The sequence below is a fragment of the Thalassospira profundimaris genome (assembly GCF_003326755.1).
GTDB classification, from domain to species: domain Bacteria; phylum Pseudomonadota; class Alphaproteobacteria; order Rhodospirillales; family Thalassospiraceae; genus Thalassospira; species Thalassospira profundimaris_B.
In genome coordinates, this window is sequence record NZ_JPWH01000010.1 from 26,383 (window position 1) to 49,048 (window position 22,666).

At 54.5% G+C, this 22,666-nt stretch carries 19 protein-coding genes; 9 read left to right on the forward strand and 10 right to left on the reverse strand.

The features are described from left to right. Positions 1 to 276: 276 nt before the first annotated feature. The gene (locus TH25_RS12685) at positions 277 to 915 is read left to right on the forward strand and encodes a D-glycero-alpha-D-manno-heptose-1,7-bisphosphate 7-phosphatase (RefSeq protein WP_114088803.1); all 639 of its coding nucleotides are present in this window, start codon (positions 277 to 279) and stop codon (positions 913 to 915) included. 26 nt (positions 916 to 941) lie between these two features. Here TH25_RS12685 and TH25_RS12690 read toward each other — a convergent pair whose 3' ends face one another. Beyond that, entirely contained in the window at positions 942 to 3,011 is a 2,070-nt protein-coding gene (locus TH25_RS12690; protein ID WP_114088804.1) for an O-linked N-acetylglucosamine transferase family protein, read from the reverse strand. A gap of 596 nt (positions 3,012 to 3,607) precedes the next feature. On the opposite strand from TH25_RS12690, the gene ilvD reads away from it, so the two are divergent. Together ilvD and TH25_RS12700 are read left to right on the forward strand one after the other, a co-directional pair. Next, a complete protein-coding gene (gene ilvD, locus TH25_RS12695; protein ID WP_114088805.1) occupies positions 3,608 to 5,461 on the forward strand; it encodes a dihydroxy-acid dehydratase in 1,854 nt (617 codons plus the stop codon). A 182-nt stretch (positions 5,462 to 5,643) separates the two neighbouring features. Further along, positions 5,644 to 6,285 (forward strand): LysE family translocator, encoded by a 642-nt coding sequence (locus TH25_RS12700; RefSeq protein ID WP_114088806.1) that lies wholly within the window; start codon positions 5,644 to 5,646, stop codon positions 6,283 to 6,285. A gap of 81 nt (positions 6,286 to 6,366) precedes the next feature. Here the strand turns inward: TH25_RS12700 and ald are convergent, their stop codons facing one another. After that, positions 6,367 to 7,482 carry an alanine dehydrogenase gene (gene ald / locus TH25_RS12705; RefSeq protein ID WP_114088807.1) on the reverse strand — a complete coding sequence of 372 codons (1,116 nt, stop codon included), beginning with the start codon at positions 7,480 to 7,482 and terminating at the stop codon, positions 6,367 to 6,369. Positions 7,483 to 7,651: 169 nt separating this feature from the next. On the opposite strand from ald, the gene TH25_RS12710 reads away from it, so the two are divergent. Together TH25_RS12710 and TH25_RS12715 are read left to right on the forward strand one after the other, a co-directional pair. Next, complete coding sequence (locus TH25_RS12710) at positions 7,652 to 8,110, forward strand: Lrp/AsnC family transcriptional regulator (RefSeq protein ID WP_085582045.1); 459 nt, start codon at positions 7,652 to 7,654, stop codon at positions 8,108 to 8,110. Positions 8,111 to 8,415: 305 nt separating this feature from the next. Then, on the forward strand, positions 8,416 to 9,126 hold the full coding sequence (locus TH25_RS12715; protein ID WP_114088808.1) for a TetR/AcrR family transcriptional regulator: 711 nt from the start codon (positions 8,416 to 8,418) through the stop codon (positions 9,124 to 9,126). 124 nt (positions 9,127 to 9,250) lie between these two features. On the opposite strand, the gene TH25_RS12720 is transcribed toward TH25_RS12715, so the two are convergent. From TH25_RS12720 to TH25_RS12745, 6 genes are all read right to left on the reverse strand, one after another. Continuing rightward, entirely contained in the window at positions 9,251 to 10,093 is an 843-nt protein-coding gene (locus TH25_RS12720; RefSeq protein ID WP_114088809.1) for an ABC transporter permease subunit, read from the reverse strand. After that, entirely contained in the window at positions 10,090 to 11,019 is a 930-nt protein-coding gene (locus TH25_RS12725; protein WP_114088810.1) for an ABC transporter permease subunit, read from the reverse strand. Before TH25_RS12725 ends, TH25_RS12720 begins: the two co-directional genes overlap by 4 nt. Next, entirely contained in the window at positions 11,016 to 12,179 is a 1,164-nt protein-coding gene (locus TH25_RS12730) for an ABC transporter ATP-binding protein (RefSeq protein ID WP_258549142.1), read from the reverse strand. Before TH25_RS12730 ends, TH25_RS12725 begins: the two co-directional genes overlap by 4 nt. Positions 12,180 to 12,488: 309 nt before the next feature. Next, positions 12,489 to 13,595 carry a polyamine ABC transporter substrate-binding protein gene (locus TH25_RS12735; protein ID WP_114088811.1) on the reverse strand — a complete coding sequence of 369 codons (1,107 nt, stop codon included), beginning with the start codon at positions 13,593 to 13,595 and terminating at the stop codon, positions 12,489 to 12,491. Between the two features lie 166 nt (positions 13,596 to 13,761). Continuing rightward, on the reverse strand, positions 13,762 to 14,865 hold the full coding sequence (locus TH25_RS12740) for a polyamine ABC transporter substrate-binding protein (RefSeq protein ID WP_114088812.1): 1,104 nt from the start codon (positions 14,863 to 14,865) through the stop codon (positions 13,762 to 13,764). Positions 14,866 to 15,106: 241 nt separating this feature from the next. Beyond that, complete coding sequence (locus tag TH25_RS12745) at positions 15,107 to 16,456, reverse strand: glutamine synthetase family protein (protein ID WP_114088950.1); 1,350 nt, start codon at positions 16,454 to 16,456, stop codon at positions 15,107 to 15,109. A gap of 276 nt (positions 16,457 to 16,732) precedes the next feature. Here TH25_RS12745 and dgcN point away from each other — a divergent pair, with 276 nt between their 5' ends. The 4 genes from dgcN (at position 16,733) to TH25_RS12765 (ending at position 20,655) form a co-directional block, all read left to right on the forward strand. After that, a complete protein-coding gene (gene dgcN, locus TH25_RS12750) occupies positions 16,733 to 17,737 on the forward strand; it encodes an N-acetyltransferase DgcN (RefSeq protein ID WP_114088813.1) in 1,005 nt (334 codons plus the stop codon). Position 17,738: 1 nt separating this feature from the next. Next, the gene (dgcA, locus tag TH25_RS12755) at positions 17,739 to 18,725 is read left to right on the forward strand and encodes an N-acetyl-D-Glu racemase DgcA (protein ID WP_114088814.1); all 987 of its coding nucleotides are present in this window, start codon (positions 17,739 to 17,741) and stop codon (positions 18,723 to 18,725) included. Between the two features lie 338 nt (positions 18,726 to 19,063). Continuing rightward, complete coding sequence (locus TH25_RS12760; protein ID WP_147253015.1) at positions 19,064 to 20,233, forward strand: GGDEF domain-containing protein; 1,170 nt, start codon at positions 19,064 to 19,066, stop codon at positions 20,231 to 20,233. A gap of 197 nt (positions 20,234 to 20,430) precedes the next feature. Continuing rightward, positions 20,431 to 20,655 carry a hypothetical protein gene (locus tag TH25_RS12765; RefSeq protein ID WP_114088816.1) on the forward strand — a complete coding sequence of 75 codons (225 nt, stop codon included), beginning with the start codon at positions 20,431 to 20,433 and terminating at the stop codon, positions 20,653 to 20,655. A gap of 430 nt (positions 20,656 to 21,085) precedes the next feature. On the opposite strand, the gene TH25_RS12770 is transcribed toward TH25_RS12765, so the two are convergent. After that, positions 21,086 to 21,679 carry a GNAT family N-acetyltransferase gene (locus TH25_RS12770; protein ID WP_114088817.1) on the reverse strand — a complete coding sequence of 198 codons (594 nt, stop codon included), beginning with the start codon at positions 21,677 to 21,679 and terminating at the stop codon, positions 21,086 to 21,088. Next, positions 21,676 to 22,545 carry an N-formylglutamate amidohydrolase gene (locus tag TH25_RS12775; protein WP_114088818.1) on the reverse strand — a complete coding sequence of 290 codons (870 nt, stop codon included), beginning with the start codon at positions 22,543 to 22,545 and terminating at the stop codon, positions 21,676 to 21,678. The genes TH25_RS12770 and TH25_RS12775 overlap by 4 nt, the downstream gene beginning before the upstream one ends. Positions 22,546 to 22,666 lie beyond the last annotated feature (121 nt).

A 22,666-nucleotide genomic window follows, 5' to 3' on the forward strand; every position in this document is an offset into this window, starting at 1 on the left:
TCTTGCCATGCGCACAGGGCCGCCGACAAGTCAATAATGGTAATACCAGTTATAACAATCATGAGTGGTATCACGAAATGTTGTCGTTCCGAGAGGTCCGTTATGGTGTTAAATAGCAGGTCATATGCTGTTGGAAAAAAGGGGCGATGCTGGCGGATAAACCGGTCTTGAGACTTTTGCGCCTTTGTCGCATCCTGAACCGCTTGTGTGTATTTGCGCCAAAAGGCAAAGATATTTTTTAGGTAATTTCTGACAACTAACGCAGTTTATAATGCCATGACCGATTATTCATTTGTCCGCCGACACCTGATCGATCCTGCGCCGAAATGGCGCGATCAGCGCCATATTTTGCCAGCCATATTTCTGGATCGGGACGGGGTGATTAATCAGGAAGTGCATTATTTGTCCAAGCCCGAGGATATGGTGCTGATCCCCGGCGCTGGCGAGGCGATTGCCCGTATTAATGCCGCCAGGGTCCCGGTTATTGTTGTAACCAATCAGTCGGGTGTTGCCCGGGGCTATCTGACCGAGGACGATTTGCTGATTTTGCATGAACGCCTGACGCAGCTTCTGGCGGCACAAGGGGCCAGCGTGCAGGGAATTTATTATTCGCCGTTTCATGCCGAGGGGCAGGGCGCGTATCGCAAGGACAGCATATGCCGCAAGCCCGGGCCGGGCATGATTTTTGCCGCGTGCGAGGATTTTGCCATTGATCGCGCCGAAAGCATTTTGATTGGGGACAAGATTGTCGATCTTGAAGCCGGGCGGGCCGCCGGTTTGAAAACGGTTCTGGTACGAACCGGACATGGCGCCAAACAGGCGGATATGCCTGGCGCAAACAATGCCGATTTCATTGCCGATGATCTGCTCGCGGCGGTGGACCGTCTTTTTGAAACGGGCGCAATTACCCCTTAATCTGGAATCTGGTGCATTATGGCCAGTTATTGGGTGCACCAGTGATGCCATATGTCGCGATAGGCCTGTTCAAAATCACGGGCGATCCGCTGATGATCCATCATGCTGGCTTTTAGCATCCGGTCACGCAGGGTGCGGCGGATGATGGAAAGGGCCTCTACATCGCGGCCCAGCAAAACCGCCTTTTCGACATAGCCGTTATGGGTTTCCGCCGCCAGGGCATCCAGCCCGACATCGGCCAGAATACCCAGTCCGCAGCGGGCGGATGGCATATTGCCCGCCAGGGTGACAAAGGGCACGCCATGCCAGAGCATATCACAGCCCGCCGTGATGTTATTGGCGGGGAAGGGATCAAGGCCGATGTCGATTTGCTCGTAAATGGTGGTGTTGCGCACGGTGTCAGGCGCGATCCCCTGGCAGGTAATGCGCTCGGCATGAAGGCCGGCCTGGCGGGCGCGATCCAGAAAGTTGCGGCGGACAAATGCGTCATCCAGCCCGTCGGCCTGAATGATCAGGCGGCTGTTGCGGGCCTTGTTCATAATGCGCGCCCAACTGTTGAGTACGGCATCGCTGATGCGCGGCAATGTGCCGGTAAAACCGAATGTCAGATAGCCATTCAGCATGGCCGGTAACGGGCCGATGGCCGGGCTGTTTTCGGGCGGGGTATAGGCAAAACCGGCATGGGGCAGGCGATGGAGCATTTCGCTGCAAATGCGGTTTTCGGGGGCATCGGGCGCGATCATGTCGGCATGGCCAAACATGTAATCGATCTGTGTGATCCCGGTCGAGGCATGGTGGAATGTCACCTGCATCGGGGCGGGGCGATGGGCAAAAACCTCGATCGGGTGGTCGCGGGTGAAGCCCGAAAGATCGACCAGAATATCGATACGATCCTTGCGAATGCGCTCGGCAATGCGCTCGGCCGTTTGCCCGGCAACATCACGCCAGCTATCGGCAACAATTTGCCACTGGCGGGTTATGTCATCATGGCGGGTGACGGCGGAATAGATGAACAGTTCGATTTCGTTGCGATTATGATGGCGCGCCATGCCCATCAGGCGGGCATGAAGCGGATGATCGCGAAAATCGGGCGAGATCCAGCCAATACGCAGGCGGCGGTCCGGCATTTTGCTGTTGGCAAAACGCGGCGGTTCAACCAGGGGCGGCAAATGGGACCGCGCCCATTGCCGGGCCTGTTTTAAATATTCCGGTCCGTCAAATTGCGGCAGATATAACAGGGCCGATAACAGCCGGGCGTGAAAATCGGACCGGGCCGGATTTTTCTCGACCAGGGCAGCCAGACGGGCAACCCCGTGTGCGGTATCACCACTTCGGATCAGAATATCGGCTGACAGGGCCTCGATGTCAGCCAGGTCCGGGGCATGGCTGCGTGCGGTATCGAGAATTTCATTGGCATGCTGATAGTGCCCTGCCGCAATAAGCGCCATCGCCAGATTGACAAGCGAGGGGACATGGTCGGCATGGATGCTGAGTGCGCGGGAAAACAGGTTTCGGGCCGCATCAATATAGCCAAGCCGCAGCAAAACAGCCCCGACCTGGTTGATTTTGGCGGCGTCAAGTTTTGCTGCTTCGGCCGCATTTTCAAATGCCATAAGCGCGGCCTGTTCCTGCCCCAGTGCATTTAATGCCTCGCCAAACAGGACAAACGCATCAAAATTGCCATGATGCAGGTTCAGCATCCGTCCCAGAAGGTCGATGGTTTGCCCATAATTGCCACGGGCTTTTTCAAGGCGGGCAAGGTGAAAAAGGGCGGTGGGAAAATCCCCGTGATAACTGAGCGCAAGGCGAAATTCGTCAATCGCACGTTCGATATTGCCGCTGGCTTCAAGGGCGATGGCATAATTGCAGCGTGCCGCCGGGTTGGCCCCCATGCGGGCAATGCAGCTTTCAAACAGTTCCAGGGCTTCGCGATGTTGTCCCTGCTGGGTGAGAAGGGTGGCCAGCAGGTGTTCTGCCTCGCCGTGACCGGGGGCAACATCAAGAACACGACGATAGAGTTTTTCCGCTTCCTGGGGGCGGTTTCCTTCGTGGGCAGCCAGTCCGCGTCGCAATAGGGTTGAAAGCTCGGCTGTCATGCAGTGCCTTGTCCTTGTGGTCTTGATTTATAATGACCTACCTTGCCCTTCATTGCCATCATCTTGCGGGGAATGATGCGATCAATCAGGTCATTATCAAAATGTGACGGCAATTTAAGGGCACGCCCGCCAGCCTGCAAGATTGTGTCGCATCATGTCGCATCCCCTTTTTTCGTATTCGTAAGGTTTTTGAAAAAAAGGGAAAAGCGGTTATGCCGCGCGTTCGTATAGGCGGGACATATCGGCAGATAAAAAAAACCCCGACCACATCAGGGCCGGGGTAAGAATGGGAGTGGGAGAATCGCCTGGCGGCGATAATCGAATATTAAAATATTCGTTACCCGGCGCGACGTCTCCTACTCGTTCGCATGAAATGGGGGATATTCGGCATAGGCAGCCAAATTCTGCGTAACCCGAAAGGTCAGTTGAATTCTATCGCCAGAATTCCCAACCACCATTATCGTGGGATGAATGTGGGTATAAAAATACGCGCATGGCAGGTTTGTCGTAATTTTCGGCCAAAAAACTGTAAATCCGCGCCAGGTCTGTGCTAGAAGACAAGTTTAAAATATTATGTATAAAGAGAGGTTCGACCCATGCCGGAATATCGGTCCCGTACAACTACCCACGGTCGCAACATGGCCGGTGCGCGCGGTCTTTGGCGCGCCACAGGCATGAAGGACGAGGATTTCGATAAACCGATCATTGCGGTGGTCAACAGCTTTACCCAGTTTGTGCCGGGGCATGTCCACCTGAAGGATCTGGGCCAGATGGTTGCCCGCGAGATCGAGGCTTCGGGCGGGGTGGCAAAGGAATTCAACACCATTGCGGTGGATGACGGCATCGCGATGGGCCACGATGGGATGCTGTACAGCCTGCCATCGCGCGAAATCATTGCGGATTCGGTTGAATATATGGTCAATGCCCATTGCGCCGATGCGATGGTGTGCATTTCCAACTGTGACAAAATCACGCCGGGTATGCTGATGGCAGCCATGCGCCTGAACATTCCGTGCGTGTTTGTTTCCGGTGGCCCGATGGAGGCCGGTAAGGTTACGATCGAGGGCAAGGAACGCCATCTGGACCTGGTCGATGCGATGGTCGAGGCTGCCGATCCCAAGATTTCCGATGAGCAGGTTGCCGTTGTGGAACGTTCGGCCTGTCCTACCTGTGGCTCGTGCTCTGGCATGTTTACGGCGAACTCGATGAACTGCCTGGCCGAGGCGCTGGGTTTGGCACTGCCGGGCAATGGGTCGGTCCTTGCAACCCATGCGGCGCGTAAGGAACTGTTCCTTGAGGCCGCCCGCACATCCGTTCGTTTGGCACGCCGTTATTACGAGGAAGATGACATTACCGCCACCCCGCGCGGTATTGCCACCTTCGAGGCGTTTGAAAATGCAATGGCGCTGGATATTGCAATGGGCGGGTCAACCAATACGGTTTTGCATCTGCTGGCAATTGCGCGTGAAGCCGAACTTGATTTCACCATGAGCGATATGGACCGTCTGTCACGCCAGATTCCGCATCTCTCCAAGGTTGCCCCGTCGCATCCGCTTTATCACATGGAAGATGTCCATCGTGCGGGCGGCATTATGCGTATTCTGGGCGAACTGGAACGTGGCGGGTTGCTGCATACCGATGTTGCCACGGTTCATGCCAGAACAATGGCCGATGCCCTGGCAAAATGGGACATCAAACGGACCACGGACGAGAAAATTCATAAATTTTATCGTGCCATGCCCGGTGGTATTCCGACGCAGACGGCGTTTAGCCAGGAATGCTACTGGGATGATCTGGACCTGGATGAAAAAGAAGGCTGCATCCGCGATGTGGAGCATGCCTATAGCAAGGATGGCGGTTTGGCGGTTCTGTTTGGCAATATTGCCCTTAATGGCTGTATTGTTAAAACGGCGGGTGTGGATTCCAGCATCCTGAAATTCAGCGGTCCTGCCGTGGTCTGTGAAAGCCAGGATGAAGCCGTTGCCAAAATTCTCGGCGGCGAGGTCAAGGAAGGCGATGTTGTCGTCATTCGTTATGAAGGCCCCAAAGGCGGCCCCGGTATGCAGGAAATGCTCTATCCGACCAGCTATCTGAAATCGATGGGGCTGGGCAAGGCCTGTGCGCTGATCACCGATGGCCGTTTTTCGGGCGGGACGTCGGGTCTGTCGATCGGCCATGTGTCGCCAGAGGCCGCCGCTGGTGGCGACATTGCGCTGGTTCAACCCGGCGACATGATCGAAATCGACATTCCCAACCGCACCATCCATATTGCCATTGACGATGCCGAAATGGCCGCCCGTCGCGAGGCAATGGAAGCAAAGGGTGCGGCGGCATGGAAACCGGAAAAACCGCGCAAGCGCCGCGTGACCACTGCCCTGCGTGCCTATGCCGCCCTGGCAACCAGTGCCGATAAGGGTGCCGTGCGTGATGTGACCCAGGTTGAATTCTGATCCGGTTTTTTATCGGACTGTCTTTAAAGCCACCTGCATGTCGGGTGGCTTTTTTGATGGCAAAAGGGGCAATCACAAATATTGCGTAAAGCTGTTTTTGTTTTTCCCGGATCGTTTTTTTCGTGCCATGATCTGACGTTGAAAAAGAACCAACGCGGTGTCAGGTCAGGCGGGAAAATATCATGGAATATTCGATGCTGATGGGGGCAATGCTTGCTGCGGCCATTTATGTCTTAACGCCAGGTCCGGCTTTTCTGGCGATGTTGGGACTTGGCGCGGCCCAGGGGCGTTCGGCCAGTGCCGGTTTTCTGTTTGGGCATCTGGTTGGCGATTTGATGTGGGCCGGGCTTGCCCTGGTTGCGATTATCGGCTCCCGGGTGATGGACCCGGTTGTTTTTCATGCTCTGGCAATGGTTTGCGGTGTTTATCTGTTCTGGCTGGGCTTTCGCGCCCTGACGGCACGTCGCAAACCCGAAGGCGAACTGGATATCGCCATTCGCCATCCGTGGCGGCGCGGCCTGATCTTTGGGGTGACAAATCCGAAAGGATATCCGGTCGCCGTGGCCATGTTTACCGCGTTGCTGGCGAAAAATGCCGCCATGCTGGACTGGAGCAGCATGGCCGGTTTGCTCTGCGCCTCGCTTGTCGGCTTTGTGCTGGCGGATCTGATATTGATCTGGCTGGTTGGGCTTGGTTTTTTACGCCGGTTTTATGTGCGCTATCAAATCTGGATCGTGCGGGCGACCGGCCTGATTTTTATCGGCTTTGCCATCCAGGCGATTGTCAATTCCCTGCCGGGTCTGTGGACGTGGCGTAAAAGCTGAAATTATTTGTCGTTCATTCGGCTGGCTTGCGAAAACACCCTCGCCATTGATGGCGAGGGTGTGATGAAGGCGTTTGCCTGATTATGCCAGTACCTTTTCCAGCGGCTGATATTCGTATCCCAACTCACGGGCCACGGCCTCGTAGGTGATCTGGCCGTTATGGACATTCAAGCCTGCGGCCAGATGCGGGTCATCCTGGCAGGCCTTTTTCCAGCCCTTGTCGGCCAGCGCCAGCATGAAGGGCAGGGTGGCATTGTTCAGCGCAAAGGTCGATGTGCGGGCAACGGCACCGGGCATGTTGGCAACACAATAATGCACCACATCATCGACAGTATAAATCGGGTCGGCATGGGTGGTGGCCCGTGATGTTTCAAAGCAGCCGCCCTGGTCGATTGCGACATCGACAATGACCGAACCGGGCTTCATTTTTGAAAGCTGTTCGCGGCGAATAAGCTTTGGCGCTGCGGCACCCGGGATCAGGACAGCCCCAACCACCAGATCGGCGTCATAAACAAGGCTTTCGGTATCGTCGATGGTGGCATATTGCGTTTTGATGGCGGGTCCAAAAAGATCGTCAATATAGGTTAGCCGTTTAACATTTTTATCCAGGATGGTGACATCCGCGCCCATGCCTGCCGCTATGCGGGCGGCATTGGTGCCCACAACGCCACCGCCAATGACAACGACCTTGGCAGGCGAAACACCCGGTACACCGCCCAAAAGCATGCCGCGGCCGCCAGCGGCCTTTTGCAGGGCTGCCGCACCAACTTGGGGCGCCATGCGTCCGGCCACTTCCGACATCGGCGCGAGGAGCGGCAGGCCCCCATTACGGTCGGTTACGGTTTCATAGGCAATTGCCGTCACACCGGATTTCACAAGGCCTTCGGTCTGGGCGGGGTCCGGTGCGAGGTGCAAATAGGTGAATAGAAGCTGGCCTTCGCGTAGTTGTTCATATTCAACCTTTTGCGGTTCCTTGACCTTTACCACCATTTCGGCGGTGGCAAAAATTTCGCCAGCACTCTCGACGATCGAGGCGCCAGCCGCCTGATAATCCGCGTCGGTACAGCCGATACCGTCCCCGGCGCTGGTTTCAATGATCACCTTGTGACCATGTGCAACAGCTTCGCGGACGGAAGATGGCGTCAGACCGACGCGATATTCATGGTTTTTGATTTCTTTTGGTACACCGATCAGCATGGTGTGACCTCCCGGATTTGGGGTTATGGATGGGGTTTTTCCCCGGCTTTTGGTTATTCTTGAATAATAGCTCAAATTTGTCGCAATTTCTCTTCAATCCAGGCCTTTATAAGTGATATTGTTGGTATAATATTTTAACAATCCAGCTGTTTTTCGGGGAATTGTGCGAATGGATATAGATGACCGCGACCGGATGATCCTTCGATTGCTGCAACAGGACGGTCGTATCAGCAATGCCGATCTGGCGGAAAAGGTCAATTTGTCGGCATCGGCCTGTTTGCGTCGTGTCCGCCTGCTTGAAGAGGCCGGTTTTATTGACCGCTATGCGATGCTGTTGAATCCCAAACGCATCGGCAAACCTGGCAACGCCTTTGTCAATATTTCCATTGCCCGGCAAACGCGCCAGGCGCTGGAGGATTTTGAACGCGAGATCCAGTCCGTCCCCGAAGTGGTGGAATGTTATCTTTTGGCCGGGCAAAGCGATTATCTGGTGCATGTGGTTTATAGCAACACATCGGATTACGAACGCATTCATAGCGAAGTTCTGACCCAGCTTCCCGGTGTGGAGCGGGTGCAAACTGTGATTACCCTGCGTGAAGTCAAACGTACCACAGAATTGCCGGTGTGAAAATGACAGGGCCATTCGATCAGGGTGGGCATCACGGTTGCGGGCTGTTCTATGAATTTTTTTGATTGGGTGAAATGGTTGACCGGCGGTCATCGTTTTGTGAAATGTGTAACGTTTTAATCTATTGATTTAATTTGAATAATTATACTTTCGTATCCGGAGCTGGTGGTTTTTCAGGCCGTTTACCGACCGTGCGGTTTGTTTAAACTTGATGAAAAACAGGGATTAAGCCTGAACCGTTGTTTGACTCCGGCTGTCAATGCGGGCAATAATTCGCCGGGGAGAAGACCGGGGAAGAATAACATATGGAAAACGAATGTCTCGTTCGCGCGCGCAGCCATGAACAAAAGCTGCGTCGCAGGAATGACATCATCGATGCCGCTGAAATGCTTTTTCTGGAAGGCGAAGGGCAACTGCCATCAGCGGCGGAGGTTGCGAAAAAGGCCAACCTGGCCAAAGGTACATTATACCTTTACTTTGCCAGCAAAGAGGCCTTGTTTCTTGAAGTGCTGCGTCGCTTTTTCAAGGGATGGAGCGAGAACAATCTGGAAATAATCGAGCAGGAAGCCATGCGTCCTCCGGCGGAGCGTGATCCGCTTCGGGTGGCGCGGGAGTTTGTCGATTATCTGGTAAAAAGATCACGGTTTTTGTATCTGGCGTCGCTGTCACACGGGGTGCTTGAGCAGGGAGCCGATGATGAAAGTGTTCTGATTCACAAACGATATGTGGCGGCAATGGTGAAACGGACGGCCGATGCGCTTTCCGAAATTTATGCCATCACCGAACAGCAGGCCCGTAATCTGATGGCGAATTCCTTCGCCCTGGTTTTGGGGCTGTGGCAAATGTCCCAGGTGCCGGACCGGGTGGTGGTGCTGATGCGCCAAAACGCACTGGAAGACATGATCATCGATTTTGCCCAGTCGGCCGAAACGGCTGTTATCGAATTTTGGCGGGCTGAAATTACGGCGATGAAACATGATAATGTCGCTTCGCATGAAGCGGTTGTCTCGCTTTAGAAGAAGGCGCGCCGGGTGCCTGGCATTAATTGTCACATCCGGCGTTTGAGGGATTGCAAAACATAAAACAGCCCCAACGGGAAGCGGGGCTGTTTTGTGTTTTTTTGTTGATGGTTCCGGTGTCCTAACCGGGAATACCGGTATCTTCCTGAACCTGACGTGCGCGCTGTCGTTCCGAACGCATCACCAGAATACTGGCGATGATGATCAGGACCGAAATGGCAATGATGATCAGCGTTGCCAGCGCGTTGATTTCGGGCGAAACCCCCAATCGGACCGACGAAAATACCTTCATCGGCAGGGTCGTGGAACCCGGACCGGCAACGAAACTTGAAATCACCAGGTCATCAAGCGACAGGGTGAAGGACAGAAGCCAGCCGGCCATCAGGGCGGGCAGGATCATCGGCAGGGTGATCAGGAAAAAGATCTTGGTGGGTTTTGCCCCCAAATCCATTGCCGCTTCCTCGATCGAGGTGTCCATGCCAGACAGCCGTGACTGCACCACCACAGCTACATAGGCGGCGCAAAATGTGGTGTGGGCAATGACAATGGTGGTCATGCCCCGCCCGGCAGGCCAGCCGACAAGCTGTTCCATCGTGACAAAAAGCAGCAACAGCGACAGACCGGTAATGACATCGGGCATCACCAGGGGGGCTGCTATCATGCCGGAAAACATGGTGCGGCCCCGGAAACGCCCGAACCGCGACATGACAAGCCCGGCAGGTGTGCCAATGGCAAGGGCCAGTGTTGCCGACATCAACCCGATGCGCAGGCTGTTCCAGGCGGCGTCGATCATGGCGTCATCGCGAAACAGTTCGACATACCATTTGGTCGAGAAACCAGCCCACACCGTGACCAGTTTACCCTCGTTAAAGGAATAAATGATCACCAGCATGATCGGCACATAAAGGAAGGCAAAGCCGAAACACAGGGCCGACATCAGAAAGATGGAGCGTTTTCCGTTCATTTGCCTGGATCCTCGGTTTTGCCCTGGATATGTTGAAAATACATGATGGGAACCACCAGGAAAATCAGCATCGCAATCGCCACGGACGAGGCAATTGGCCAGTCGCGGTTGGAGAAAAATTCATTCCACAGCGTTCGCCCGATCATCAGGGTGTTGGGGCCGCCCAGCAATTCCGGGATGACGAACTCCCCAACAGCGGGAATGAAAACCAGAAGCGAGCCTGCCAGAATGCCGGGCAGTGACAGGGGCAGGGTGATGGTGGCGAAAGCCTTCCAGGGCTTGCACCCCAGATCCAGTGCCGCCTCCAGCAGGCTGCCATCCATTTTTTCCAGGGTGGAATATAGCGGCAGAATCATGAAGGGCAGATAGGTGTAAACAATACCGATATAAACCGCGACCTCGGTTTGGCGAATGATCAGCGGTTCGGAAATGATATGCAGCCCCATCAGGGCGGCGTTGATCAGCCCTTCGCGGTCCAGAATGCCGATCCAGGCATAAACGCGGATCAGAAAACTGGTCCAGAACGGCAAAATAACCAGCATCAGCAAAAGGTTGCGGGTGGACCCCTTGGCGCGCGCAATGCCATAGGCCATCGGATAGCCGATCAAAAGCGTAATAACGGTCGAGATGGCGGCAATGCGGATGGAATTGAGATAGGCCGAGATATAAAGGCTGTCAGAGAGCAAAAACAGATAATTGCCGAAATTGATGGCAATATTGACGCCTTCGTCCACCCATTGAAACAGCGCACTATAGGGCGGTTGGGCATATTGGGCCGTGGCAAAGCTGATTTTCAGAACAATCAGAAACGGGACGAGGAAAAACAGGAAAAGCCACAGATAGGGCAGGCCAATGACCAGAACCCGGCCATGCCGGATCATCCAGCGGTCAAAACGTTGTTTAAGCGTGGGTTTGATGTCGCTCATTGGTTCAGCACCGAGGCGGACCCCGTCTCCCACGTTACCCAGACCTGGTCATCCCACGTATAACGCGGTTCATTATGGCGATGGGTGTTGGGCTCGCTGACACGGATGCGTTTCCCGGTTTCGAGGCGAACGTGATAGGTGGATAATCCGCCCAGATAGCCAATATCCTCGACCTTGCCGGCAAAGCAGTTGCGTGTGGTATTTTCGGGTTTTTCGGTGCACAGGCGCAACCGTTCGGGGCGGAGCGCGACCCAAAGCGTGGTGCCTTCATGGCCCTGAACCGCGTGGTCGATATAAATTTCCCCGCCAATATCGTCGGACTGGATGATGGCGTATTTTTCATCGTCATCGACCAGGGTACCTTCGATCAGATTGACCTGGCCCAGGAAATTGGCGGTAAAGCGGGAATTGGGATATTCATAAAGCTCGAACGGTGTGCCGATCTGTTTGATCACCCCTTCATTCATCACCGCGATGCGCGAGGCCATTGTCATGGCTTCTTCCTGGTCGTGTGTCACCATGACAAAGGTGGTGCCCAGTTTTTCCTGAATATTGACCAGTTCAAACTGGGTTTGTTCGCGCAGTTTTTTATCCAGTGCGCCCAATGGTTCGTCGAGCAGCAGCACCTTGGGCTGTTTGACAAGGGATCGGGCCAGGGCAACGCGCTGGCGCTGCCCGCCGGAAAGCTGGTGGGGTTTGCGGGTGGCAAATTTGCTCATTTGCACCAGCGCCAGCATGTCGGCAACCCGCTCTTTGATTTCGGATTTGGAATAGCCATCCTGATGCAGGCCGAAGGCCACGTTCTTTTCCACGCTCATATGCGGGAAAAGGGCATAGGACTGGAACATCATGTTGGTCGGGCGTTCATAGGGCGGCACATTGGCCATATCGACGCCGTCGATATAGATTTTGCCCTCTGTCGGGTCTTCAAACCCGGCCAGCATGCGCAACAAGGTCGTTTTGCCACAGCCCGAACCGCCCAGAAGCGCAAAAAGCTCGTGACGGTAAATATCAAGCGAGACATCATCGACAGCGTAGAAATCGCCAAATTTTTTGGTGACTTTTTCAAACCGGATAAACGGTACCCCGTCCGGATCATTCCACGGTTGGCTGGTTTGCACACATATTTGTGCGTCTTGCTGATTGGCCCCCTGCGACACCAGAATTCTCCCGTCCGATGTTGAGATAATGTTCGTGTTTTTGTGCTTAACAGGATGAAGCATTTGCGCAATCTGTAAAGAGGGGTGTGCGATATTTTGAACATCAACCCTCATTTTAGGGCGATAATGCTGGCAAAATAAGCGCCTCTGTTCAGAAAATGAGCAATTTTTTCTTCATTCTTTCTCGGTTTAAGGTCGGTTGGTTTACGCGATGCAACCGCAATTTTGGTATCGTGATGCGAGTCATAAATAAAACAAGGCGCGGGGGGTGCCGCGCCTTGCTTTGGGATATTTCACCGCGAAACCATCTTACTGCCCGGTTTTGAGCTTGGTCCACAAACGGGTGCGTTCGCGCAGCAATTTGGGCCCGGGTTCGATTTTGGCGCGCAGCTTTTCCTTTACCGCGTCAGACGGGTAAATGCCCGGATTGTTTTTGATGGCATCATCAATATAGGGCATGGCCGCAAGGTTTGGCCCGGCATAGGTGACATAGTTGGTGATCGAGGCGCTGACCTTGGGATCAAGGATATAATTGATAAATTTGTGCGCCAGATCCGGATGCGGGGCATCGGCGGGGATCAGCATGGTATCAAACCAGATCAGCGTGCCTTCCTTGGGGATCACGTAATTGATTTTAATGCCGTCACCGGCTTCTTCGGCCCGGTCGCGCGCAATGAAAATATCGCCCGAAAAGCCCACAGATGCACAGACATTGCCATTGGCAAGGTCGTTAATATATTGCGAGCTGTTGAAATAGGTGATGTAGGGGCGGATCTTTTCAAGCTGGGTCATCGCCGCCTGGATGGTTTCCTTGCTTTGCGGTTTGTCCCCGTTGCCAAGATAGAAATTCACCGGGTCCACCATTTCACCCGGATCATCCAGCAGCGTCAGGCCGCATTTTGACAGCTTGGAGGCATATTTCGGATCGAAAATCAGTGCCCAGCTATCGGTCGGCGCGTCATCGCCCAGAATTTCCTTAACCTTGTCCACGTTATAGCCATAGCCGTTGGTGCCCCACATATAGGGAACAGCATAGGCATTGTCGGGGTCATATTTGGCGGTCTGTTTCAGAATGGCGGGGTCCAGGTTTTTGTAGTTCGGCAGTTTGTCTTTGTCGAGCTTCTGGAAAATATTTGCCTGAATCAGACGCTGCGCATCGGCCAGGGTAGGTACCACAATGTCATAGCCGGAATGGCCTGCCAGCAATTTGGCTTCGACAACCTGGTTGCTGTCATAAACGTCGTAATTGACCTTGACGCCATATTCCTTCTCAAAATTGGCAATGGTGTCTTCGGCAATATAGTCCGACCAGTTATAGACGTTCAAAACATCCTCGGCGGATGCGATGGTCGTGTGGGCTGAAACTGCCGCAACCAGCGCAATCAGGCTGGTGGTGCATTTTTTCAGTGATGACATGTCGCTGTGCCTCCCTCGTTGACAGCGTTAAGACAGGCAAACGGGGCAAGGTGCCCCGGCAGGCCTTTATCTATCCTTTAAACCGTTCGGGGATTTGTCAAATACAAGATATCGCACCTGTGTCGATTTTCTGCTTTGACCGACCCCCGAACGGCGCATGATCGCCTTATTGGCCGGTTTTCAGTTTGGTCCACAAACGGGTGCGGACCCGCAATACCTTGGCATCCGGTTCCACCTTGGAACGCAGACGTTCCTTGACCTCATCGGATGGGTAAACGCCGGGATTGTTTTTGATGCGGTCGTCGATCATGTCCATTGCAGCCAGGTTCGGCCCGGCATATTCGACATAATTGGTAATCGCCGCACTGACATCGCCGCGCAGAATGTAATTGATGAATTTATGCGCAAGGTCCGGGTGCGGGGCATCCGCCGGAATCATCATGGTATCAAACCAGATCAGCGTCCCTTCCTTGGGAATGGTATATTTGATGTCGTTGCCGTTATTGGCTTCGGCCGCACGGGACGCCGCCATATAAATATCGCCAGACCAGCCAATGGCGGCACAGATATTTCCGTTCGCGAGATCGTTGATATATTGCGAACTGTGGAAATAGGTGATGTAGGGGCGCACTTTTTCCAGTTCCGCCATTGCCGCTTCGACGGATTTAATGCTTTGCGGCGCGTCTGCCGTGCCCAGATAGGCACTGACCAGCGGGACAACCTCGCTGGGGTCATCAAGCAGCGTCATGCCGCATTTGCTGACTTCTTTGGCATATTTTGGGTCAAATATCAGCGACCAGCTATCTACCGGGGCATCGTCGCCCAGGACTTCCCTGATCTTGGCAACATTATAGCCAATGCCGTTGGTACCCCAAAGATAGGGCACGGCATAGTCGTTATTCGGGTCATATTTGGCAGTCTGTTTTAAAATCGCCGGATCAAGATTGCCGTAATTGGTAAGTTTGGATTTATCAAGTTTCAGAAACAGCCCGGCCTTGATCAGGCGTTCGGCATCGGCCAGGGTGGGCACAACAACGTCATAACCGGAATTCCCGGCCAGCATTTTGGCTTCCACCATCTGGGTGCTGTCATACATGTCGTAATTGACTTTGACGCCAAATTCTTTCTCGAAATTGGCGATGGTATCTTCGGCAATATAGTCGGACCAGTTGTAAACGTTCAAAACTTCCTGGGCCGATGCAATGCTGTGAATTCCGGTAAAACCGGCGATAAATGCAATCAGGCTAACGGCTTTGTTATGTGTTTTCATTGTGCGGTGCCTCCCTTGTGGCAACGTCGTTGATCATGGGGGCCTCCCTATTTCCGCCCATGCCTGGGATAATCCTGAAACCTTTCCGCGCTTTGTCAAATACAAGATGACGTTTTGGCCGGTCTTTTGAATTTTTTGGTGATCGGGGCGTCTTTTATGCAAAAAAATTGCGCCGGAACGCTATATTCCGGCGCAATCGGTTATGGGGCGGGGGTTTGGCAAAATCCCGCCGCTTTAAAGATCAGACATTCAGCAACAGATGTTCACGTTCCCAGGCACTGATCACGGTCTGGTAGGTGTCCCATTCCGCTTCCTTGACCGCCAGGACCGCGGCTGAAAATTCATCGCCCAGCAAATCCTTGAGCGGGCGCGAGCGGCTGAATTTTGCCAGCGCCTCGTGAATATGGCGGGGCAGGGAATGGGCGCGGTCATAGCCCGAACCCTCGATGGGTGTTGTCGGATCAATTTCTTCCTGAATGCCCAACAGGCCGCAGGCCAGCGATGCGGCAATGGCAAGGTAGGGGTTGGCATCCGCCCCGGGAATGCGGTTTTCAATGCGGCGTGCGCTGGGCGGGCCGTTGGGCTGGCGCAGGCCAACCGTGCGGTTATCAAGCGCCCAGTGCATGTTGATCGGTGCATCCGACCAGGGCTGCAAACGGCGATAGCTGTTCATGTTCGGGGCCAGAAGCGGCATCGCGGCAGGCAGGTAGCGTTGCAGTCCGCCGATGTAATTCAGGAACAGCTTGGAATTTTCGCCATCCTCGTCGGAAAACAGGTTTTTGCCGGTTGCAATATCGATCAGGCTTTGATGGATGTGCATGGCGCTGCCGGGCAAATTGCCCATCGGTTTTGCCATGAAGGTACCATACACCCCGTGTTTGAGCGCGGTTTCACGCAGGGTGCGTTTGAACAGGAAGGACTGGTCGGCCAGTTCCAGCGGGTCGCCATGATTGAAGTTCATTTCAAGCTGGGCCGGGCCCGATTCGTGGCTCATGGTATCGGCATCGATATTCATGGCCTCGCAATAATCGTAAAGATCCTCGATCAGCGGGTCGAATTCGTTAATCGCATCAATGCCAAAGGCGTTTGAGGCCCGCTCTGGCCGCCCCGAACGGCCCACCGGCGGTTCCAACGGGTTGTCGGGATCAGTGTTTTTGGCGACAAGGTAAAATTCAAGTTCCGGGGCGATAATCGGCCGCATGCCCAGGTTTTCAAACTGTTTGAGAACACGTTTAAGAACATTGCGCGGGGAAATTGACACTTCCTCGCCGGAAAAATGGTAACAATCACAAATGATCTGGGCGGTGGGTTCTTCATACCAGGGCACAACGCGGATGGTGTCGGCATCGGGGACCATCACCACGTCTTTTTCCGCCGGGTCCAGAAAGGCGTCGGTTTCTTCGGGGTAGCCCCCGGTGACAGTCAGGCAGAAAATTGCCTCGGGAATGGCGAGGCTTTTGTTTTCCACCCCGCGCAAAAATTTTTGCGTTGGCAGAACCTTGCCGCGTGCCACCCCTGACATGTCAGGCACAATACATTCAACTTCTTCAATTTTTCGGTCGGACAGCCACGTTTTGAGATCCGTACTCATCATAAGTCGGGCGCTTTCACGCCAGTCCTTCATAATTGCAGTTTATTGCGTTTTTACCGGTTTTTCCCGGCAACCTTTACAAGAAACTGTGTTTAAGTTGGCAGATGGTCGAATATATTTCGGATTTTTTGTGTTTTTTCCGAATTTACCACGAACATCTCACGATATAGCCGAAGATGGCCCCACACAACATCTGGCGGGCGGGGCCCTGTTCAGGCTATAGTCGCTGCCAGATTATAAGTTCAGCGGTTGGACGCTGGTCAAGGAGGTAAAGTAATGAAAATCGAACATCCCTATCTTATGTTTCTTGGTGACGCCCCGGACGAGCTGGCGGCAAAGACCGCGATTGGCATCAAACAGTGGCGCCCGGACTGGTGCAAAGGCCAGCTTCGCCTTGAAAACTGCAATGCCGATCTTGGCCTGCCCGACATGACGATTGCCCAGGCCCGCGAAGCCGGGGTTAAAACCCTGGTGCTCGGTGTTGCCAACCGGGGCGGCATTATTGGCCCGGTCTGGATGGAAACCCTGCTTGAGGCGATTGATGCGGGCATGGATATTGCCAATGGCCTGCACACCAAACTGTCGACGATTCCCGAACTGGCCGAAGCCGCCGCAGCCAAAGGCGTGTCGCTGTTTGACGTGCGCCATTTCGATGGCAAACTGCCGGTCGGCAATGGCGAAAAACGCAGCGGCAAGCGTGTTCTGGCTGTGGGGACGGATTGCTCCGTCGGTAAAATGTACACCGCGCTTGCGATTGAAGCCGAAATGAAAAAACGCGGCATCAAATCCACCTTCCGTGCTACCGGTCAGACCGGTATTTTCATCGCTGGCGAAGGCATTTCAGTTGATGCCGTGATTTCGGATTTCATTTCCGGTGCGGTTGAAACCATTGCACCGGCCAATGATGCGGACCATTGGGACGTTGTTGAAGGACAGGGCAGCCTGTTCCATGCGTCTTATGCCGGTGTGTCGATGGGTCTGTTGCATGGGTCGCAGGCCGATGCGATTGTGGTATGTCATGAACCGACCCGTTCCCATATGCGCGGTTTGCCGGGATATTCGCTGCCGGATCTGAAAACGACGATGGAAGTGAATTTGATGCACGCCCGCCTGACCAACCCCGATTGCGTGGTTGCCGGGTTTGCCATCAATACCAAGGCGCTGGATGACGCAGCGGCAACCAAGCTGATGGCGGACATTTCAGCAGAATTTGGTCTGCCCTGTGTGGATCCGGTGCGCAATGGTGTTGCCCCGATTGTCGATAAATTGCAGGAGATCTGATGTGCCGAAACTAAGCGTCACATCCGAAATCTGGCCGTTGCGGACAGCCTTTAAAATTTCGCGCGGGGCCAAAACCCAGGCCGAAGTGGTGGTTGTCACCCTGAGTGATGGCGAGTTTACCGGGCGCGGGGAATGTGTTCCCTATGCCCGGTACGGCGAATCCATTGATCAGGTGATCGCCGACATCAAAGCCCAGGCCGATGCGCTGGAACACGGTATGACCCGGGCGCAATTGCAGGATGCCATGAAGGCCGGCGCGGCGCGTAATGCCGTTGACTGTGCCTATTGGGACCTGGAGGCAAAGCGGTTTGGCCGTCGTGTTTGGGAATTGCCGGGGCTTGAGGCACCGGCTCCCGAAGGGCTGGTGACAGCCGAAACCCTGAGCCTCGATACGCCCGATGCCATGCGTGAAGCGGCCAGAAAGGCGGCGTCCGCGCCGCTTTTGAAGCTGAAGCTGAATGGCGAGAATGTTGTTGAATCGGTGCGTGCCGTGCGTGAAGGCGCGCCGGAATCGCGCCTGATTGTTGATGCCAACGAAGCCTGGTCGATCGCGCTTCTGCGCGATATTGGTGCCGAGCTGGATGCGCTGGGTGTCGAGATGATCGAACAGCCGCTTCCGGCAGGCAGTGACGACGGGCTGGTTGATATTGATTGTCCTGTTTTGCTGTGTGCGGATGAATCGGTCCATACCGTGGCCGATATACCGCGTCTGGCCCGGCTTTATGACATGATCAATATCAAGATCGACAAAACCGGCGGTTTAACCGGTGCGCTGGCGCTGGCCGATGCCGCCCTGGATGCCGGAATGCAATTGATGGTGGGCTGTATGGTCGGAACATCGCTTGCGATGGCACCGGCAATGGTGGTTGCCGCCCGGGCACGCATTGTGGATCTGGATGGTCCGTTGTGGATGGCAAAGGACCGTGAAAACGGCATTGCCTTTGACAAGGGCGTGATGTCGCTGCCGCCTGCGGCCTTGTGGGGCTGACCCTAAAACTTTTGTATGATCTGTATTGGATAACGGGACAGTCTGGGGATTGTCCCGTTATTTTTTGGCGCAAAGATTGGTGATTCTTATATTTCTCCGGTGCTTTCTGGTCATATTAAATTACAAAAATGGTCATTAATTGGCATTTATTGCGCAATTGCTGCACTTATGGATAGTTGTTATTTTGGGGGGATGGCGCGAGGATAAGTTTTGTTTTTACGGGGCTTGTGATGCTCCTGATTGAAAATTAGGTGACGGAGCCCTGCGTGCCAGCCTCGAACTCTCCTTTGGCTTCATTTCTGAGGGGACGGTTGCGATGTGAAATTCGCGATTTCGTCGTGCCGTTTTTTCATAATGAAGCCTTACGGTTGCGGCGTGGTGAAATTCTCCGTCAGACGGGGCGGGTGGCGGCAGGTTTTGTTCTGCTTTATCTGATTGTCGCTGTCGTCTGGGACGGGGCCTATGCGACCCTGTTACACGTTAACTGGCAAAATATTGTTCGTGGGCTGGTGGCGCTGATTGCCTTTTGGGCGGTGCTTGATGGCCGCATTGGCGCACGCTTGCGGCGCAAGGTGCCGTTATTGCCCTTTGGCCTTCTGATGCTGTCGGTTGGCGGGTTATTTGCCCTGTCGCTGGCCGACCCTGAGGCGTCCAGCCATATGGTCATGACCCACGGGCTGTTGATGCTGGCGATGGGCATGCTGTTATCGGCCATGCCCCTTACGCTGCTGGAAGTTTGTGTTTTTATTGCCATTCCGGCGGGGCTTGACATTGCCGGTTTGCTGCCCGATGCCAGCGGGGTGGAACATGCTGGTGTCATGTCGATGCGGGTGCTGTTTTTTGTCATGACCGTGACAGCCGCGCTGTCGGCCCTGTTGCAGCTTTATCGAACCATCATCAATATTCAGCAGATCGCCCAGGACCCGCTGACCGGGGCTTATAGCCGCGGTTTTGGCTCCGAAATGCTGTTTCTCGGTTTTGAAACCGCGCGCCGCAGTTGCCGGCCTTTTTCGGTTGCCTTTGTTGATCTGGACAATTTCAAGCAGGTGAATGACGAATTCGGCCATGACCAGGGTGATCGCATTCTCGCGCGCAGCGGCCACAGCCTGATTGCCGGGTTGCGGCGTGGCGATGTTGTTGTGCGCTGGGGCGGCGAGGAATTTCTGGTTCTGTTACCCGGTCTGACCAGTGCCCAGGCGCGCGAAGTGATGCGGCGTGTTGTTGGAAACGGTCTGACGGACCTGCCGGATGGTTATCGTCAATATTGCAGCGTCGGAATTGCCGAACGTATCGAAGACGGGGTCGAGGAACCACATTCCCTTGTCGATGTTGCCGATCAGCGCATGTATGACATCAAGCGCGATCAGGGGACGGATGGTGTTGGCTATCTGCTCTCTGGCCGGCGTGAAAAGGGAGGCGCGCAGCCTGACCCTGATGGCAGCGGGGCGACAATCATCCTCCATCCTGCTTGCGATACGCCGCTTTCCGCCAAGCCGATTGTTTCCTGAGCGGGGCGGGATTACCGGGCTTTGTGGTATTGGCTGGCTGATTTGGCTGATGCCCGAAAGATGGTGATGCGAACCACAACATTCCGTTGCCAGTGCTGCATTCTTCCCCGGTTATAAAATCGGCTTCATTATTATCTTTATCTCGCCATGTTCGGCCGGGAATTTTTGGCCTCTTGCTGTCGGGAGGCGGATGGATCATGCCAGCAGCGTCGCGGCTGATCTGTGCGAATCCGAGAGATAAATTTTCATTTTTGGCGGCTGAACGTACCGGATTCGAAAAAACAACGACCGTTCCGGGCCGGATTCGCGATCGATTCCCGCAAGTTTTGGCGAAGGATTTTCGTATCATTGCCAAATTATGGGGCACAGAACGATGCGAAAAGTGTCAGTCTCGTGAATTTTTGATCAAAAAAGCGGCATAATTTTTTATGACAAAAAAATAGACAGAAACATGTTGCAACGCGAGGTCAATCTGGCTATTGTCTATTTGTGCGCTGCGGTAGGACGCAGTGCATTCCGGCGAGCGACTAGTTCGCTCGTTTCTTGGACGTTTCCTCCCTAGACTTGGGCCGCTGTCATAGGCGGCCTTTTTTTTGCCCGGAATCTGCGATTTCAAGGCAAAATTGAACGATTAATCACAAAGTCGTTATCAGATTGGCAGGCGGAATGGGTTCATGCACGTGTTGTGCGGTGCAACGCAATCGGCGGCGGAATCTCCCTTTTGTCAGGCCGTTTACGCCTGATCCTGTTGCAGGGCACAATTTGGCATCATTGCTGGTTTAAGGCACTAAAGACACATCGGATTAAGGCCTTCCTGCGTTGGCTAACGTCGCGGCAAGTGGCTTTATTTGGTTAGCCCAGGGTTTGGGTGCCCGCTTCTTTGTCAGGTTCGTGGGTTGGAATGGTGCCATCGCCATCGCCCAGCCAGCGTTGCATGATCACACTATCAACCCAGCGGCCCATTTTATAGCCTGCCGATTGCAACGTGCCGGCAACACGGAAGCCCAGCCTGGCGTGCAAGCCGATCGAGGCAACATTGGCGGAATCACCAATAATGGCGACCATCTGGCGATAGCCAAGGGCGGTGCAGCGCGTGATCAGTTCGCTCAGCATGGCCCGACCGGCCCCTTTGCCGACAATTTCCGGGGCGATATAGATGGTATCCTCGACCGTATAGCGATAGGCCGGGCGCGGACGATAGGACCCGGCATAGGCAAAACCCTCGACATTCCCGTCAATCTCCACGACCAGATAGGGCAGGCCGCGTTCGCGGACATGCTGCCAGCGCGCCGTCAGCTCGGCAATTTCCGGGGCGCGTTCCTCGAACGAGGCCAGGCCATGCAATACATGGTGGCCGTAAATTTCGGTGATGCGGGCAAAGTCTTCGGGCTGGGCATCCCGAATCAGCAGATTGTCCAGTTTCTGTTCGGAAGGAGGGGCGGTCATTCCAGGGGGCTCCCGTCAAACTGATGGAATTGTTCGATCAGACGGCTCATCTGATCGCGCAGGCTGTTGAAACCGTTATGAGGTGTAAGGGTTTCTTCTTCCATGTAAAGGGCGCGGTTGATTTCGATCTGCAGGGTATGGACCTTTTGGTCGGGTTGTCCGTAATGGCGCGTGCAATAACCGCCCGCATAGGGGTCGTTATAGGCGGGGTGATAGCCCATTTCGCGAAAACATGTATCGACAAATCGTGTTAATGACGGGTGGCAGGACCGGCCATAACAGTCGCCCAGAACCAGGTCGACGCGGTTCTGCGACGAATCCGTCGAATCACCCGGCATGGAATGGCAGTCAATCAGAATGCAATAGCCAAACTGGTTGCGCGTGGTGTCGATCAGCTTTTGCAGGGCCTGGTGATAGGGCGTGTAATAGGTGTCAATACGCTGCAGGGCTTCGGCGACGGGCAGGCGGGATTTGTAAATTTCCACCCCCCCACTGACAACACGCGGGATGGATCCCAGCCCTGATAACGCACGCATTGAATGAATATCGGCGTCATCGGGAAGGTTCCCCTCAAACATGCGGGGGTCCAGCTCCAGCGCGCCGCGATTGACATCGACATAGGCGCGGGGAAAATTTGCGCACAGTAACGGGGCCCCGGCGCGGGGGGCCTCGGCAAATAGCTGGTCGACAAAGGCATCTTCCGAGGCACGCAGGGCGAACGCATCGATTCGGGCGCGTGATACCAGGTCGTCAGGGTAGGCACGGCCTGAATGCGGCGATGCAAAGACCAACGGAAGGGTCTGGCGTTGCGGCAAAAATACGGTTGCCGGTGTGCTGGGACTTTGTTCAGGTGGCATCAGGTTCATATGGCTTTCGTCGCACAGGCTGTTTGGGCACCATATGCGGTGCGGTTACGCGTTACATTCTCTTATCATGAAGATTTTTTTGCAAAAAGCCAAATGGGGGGTTGCACCTTTGCCAGCCTTG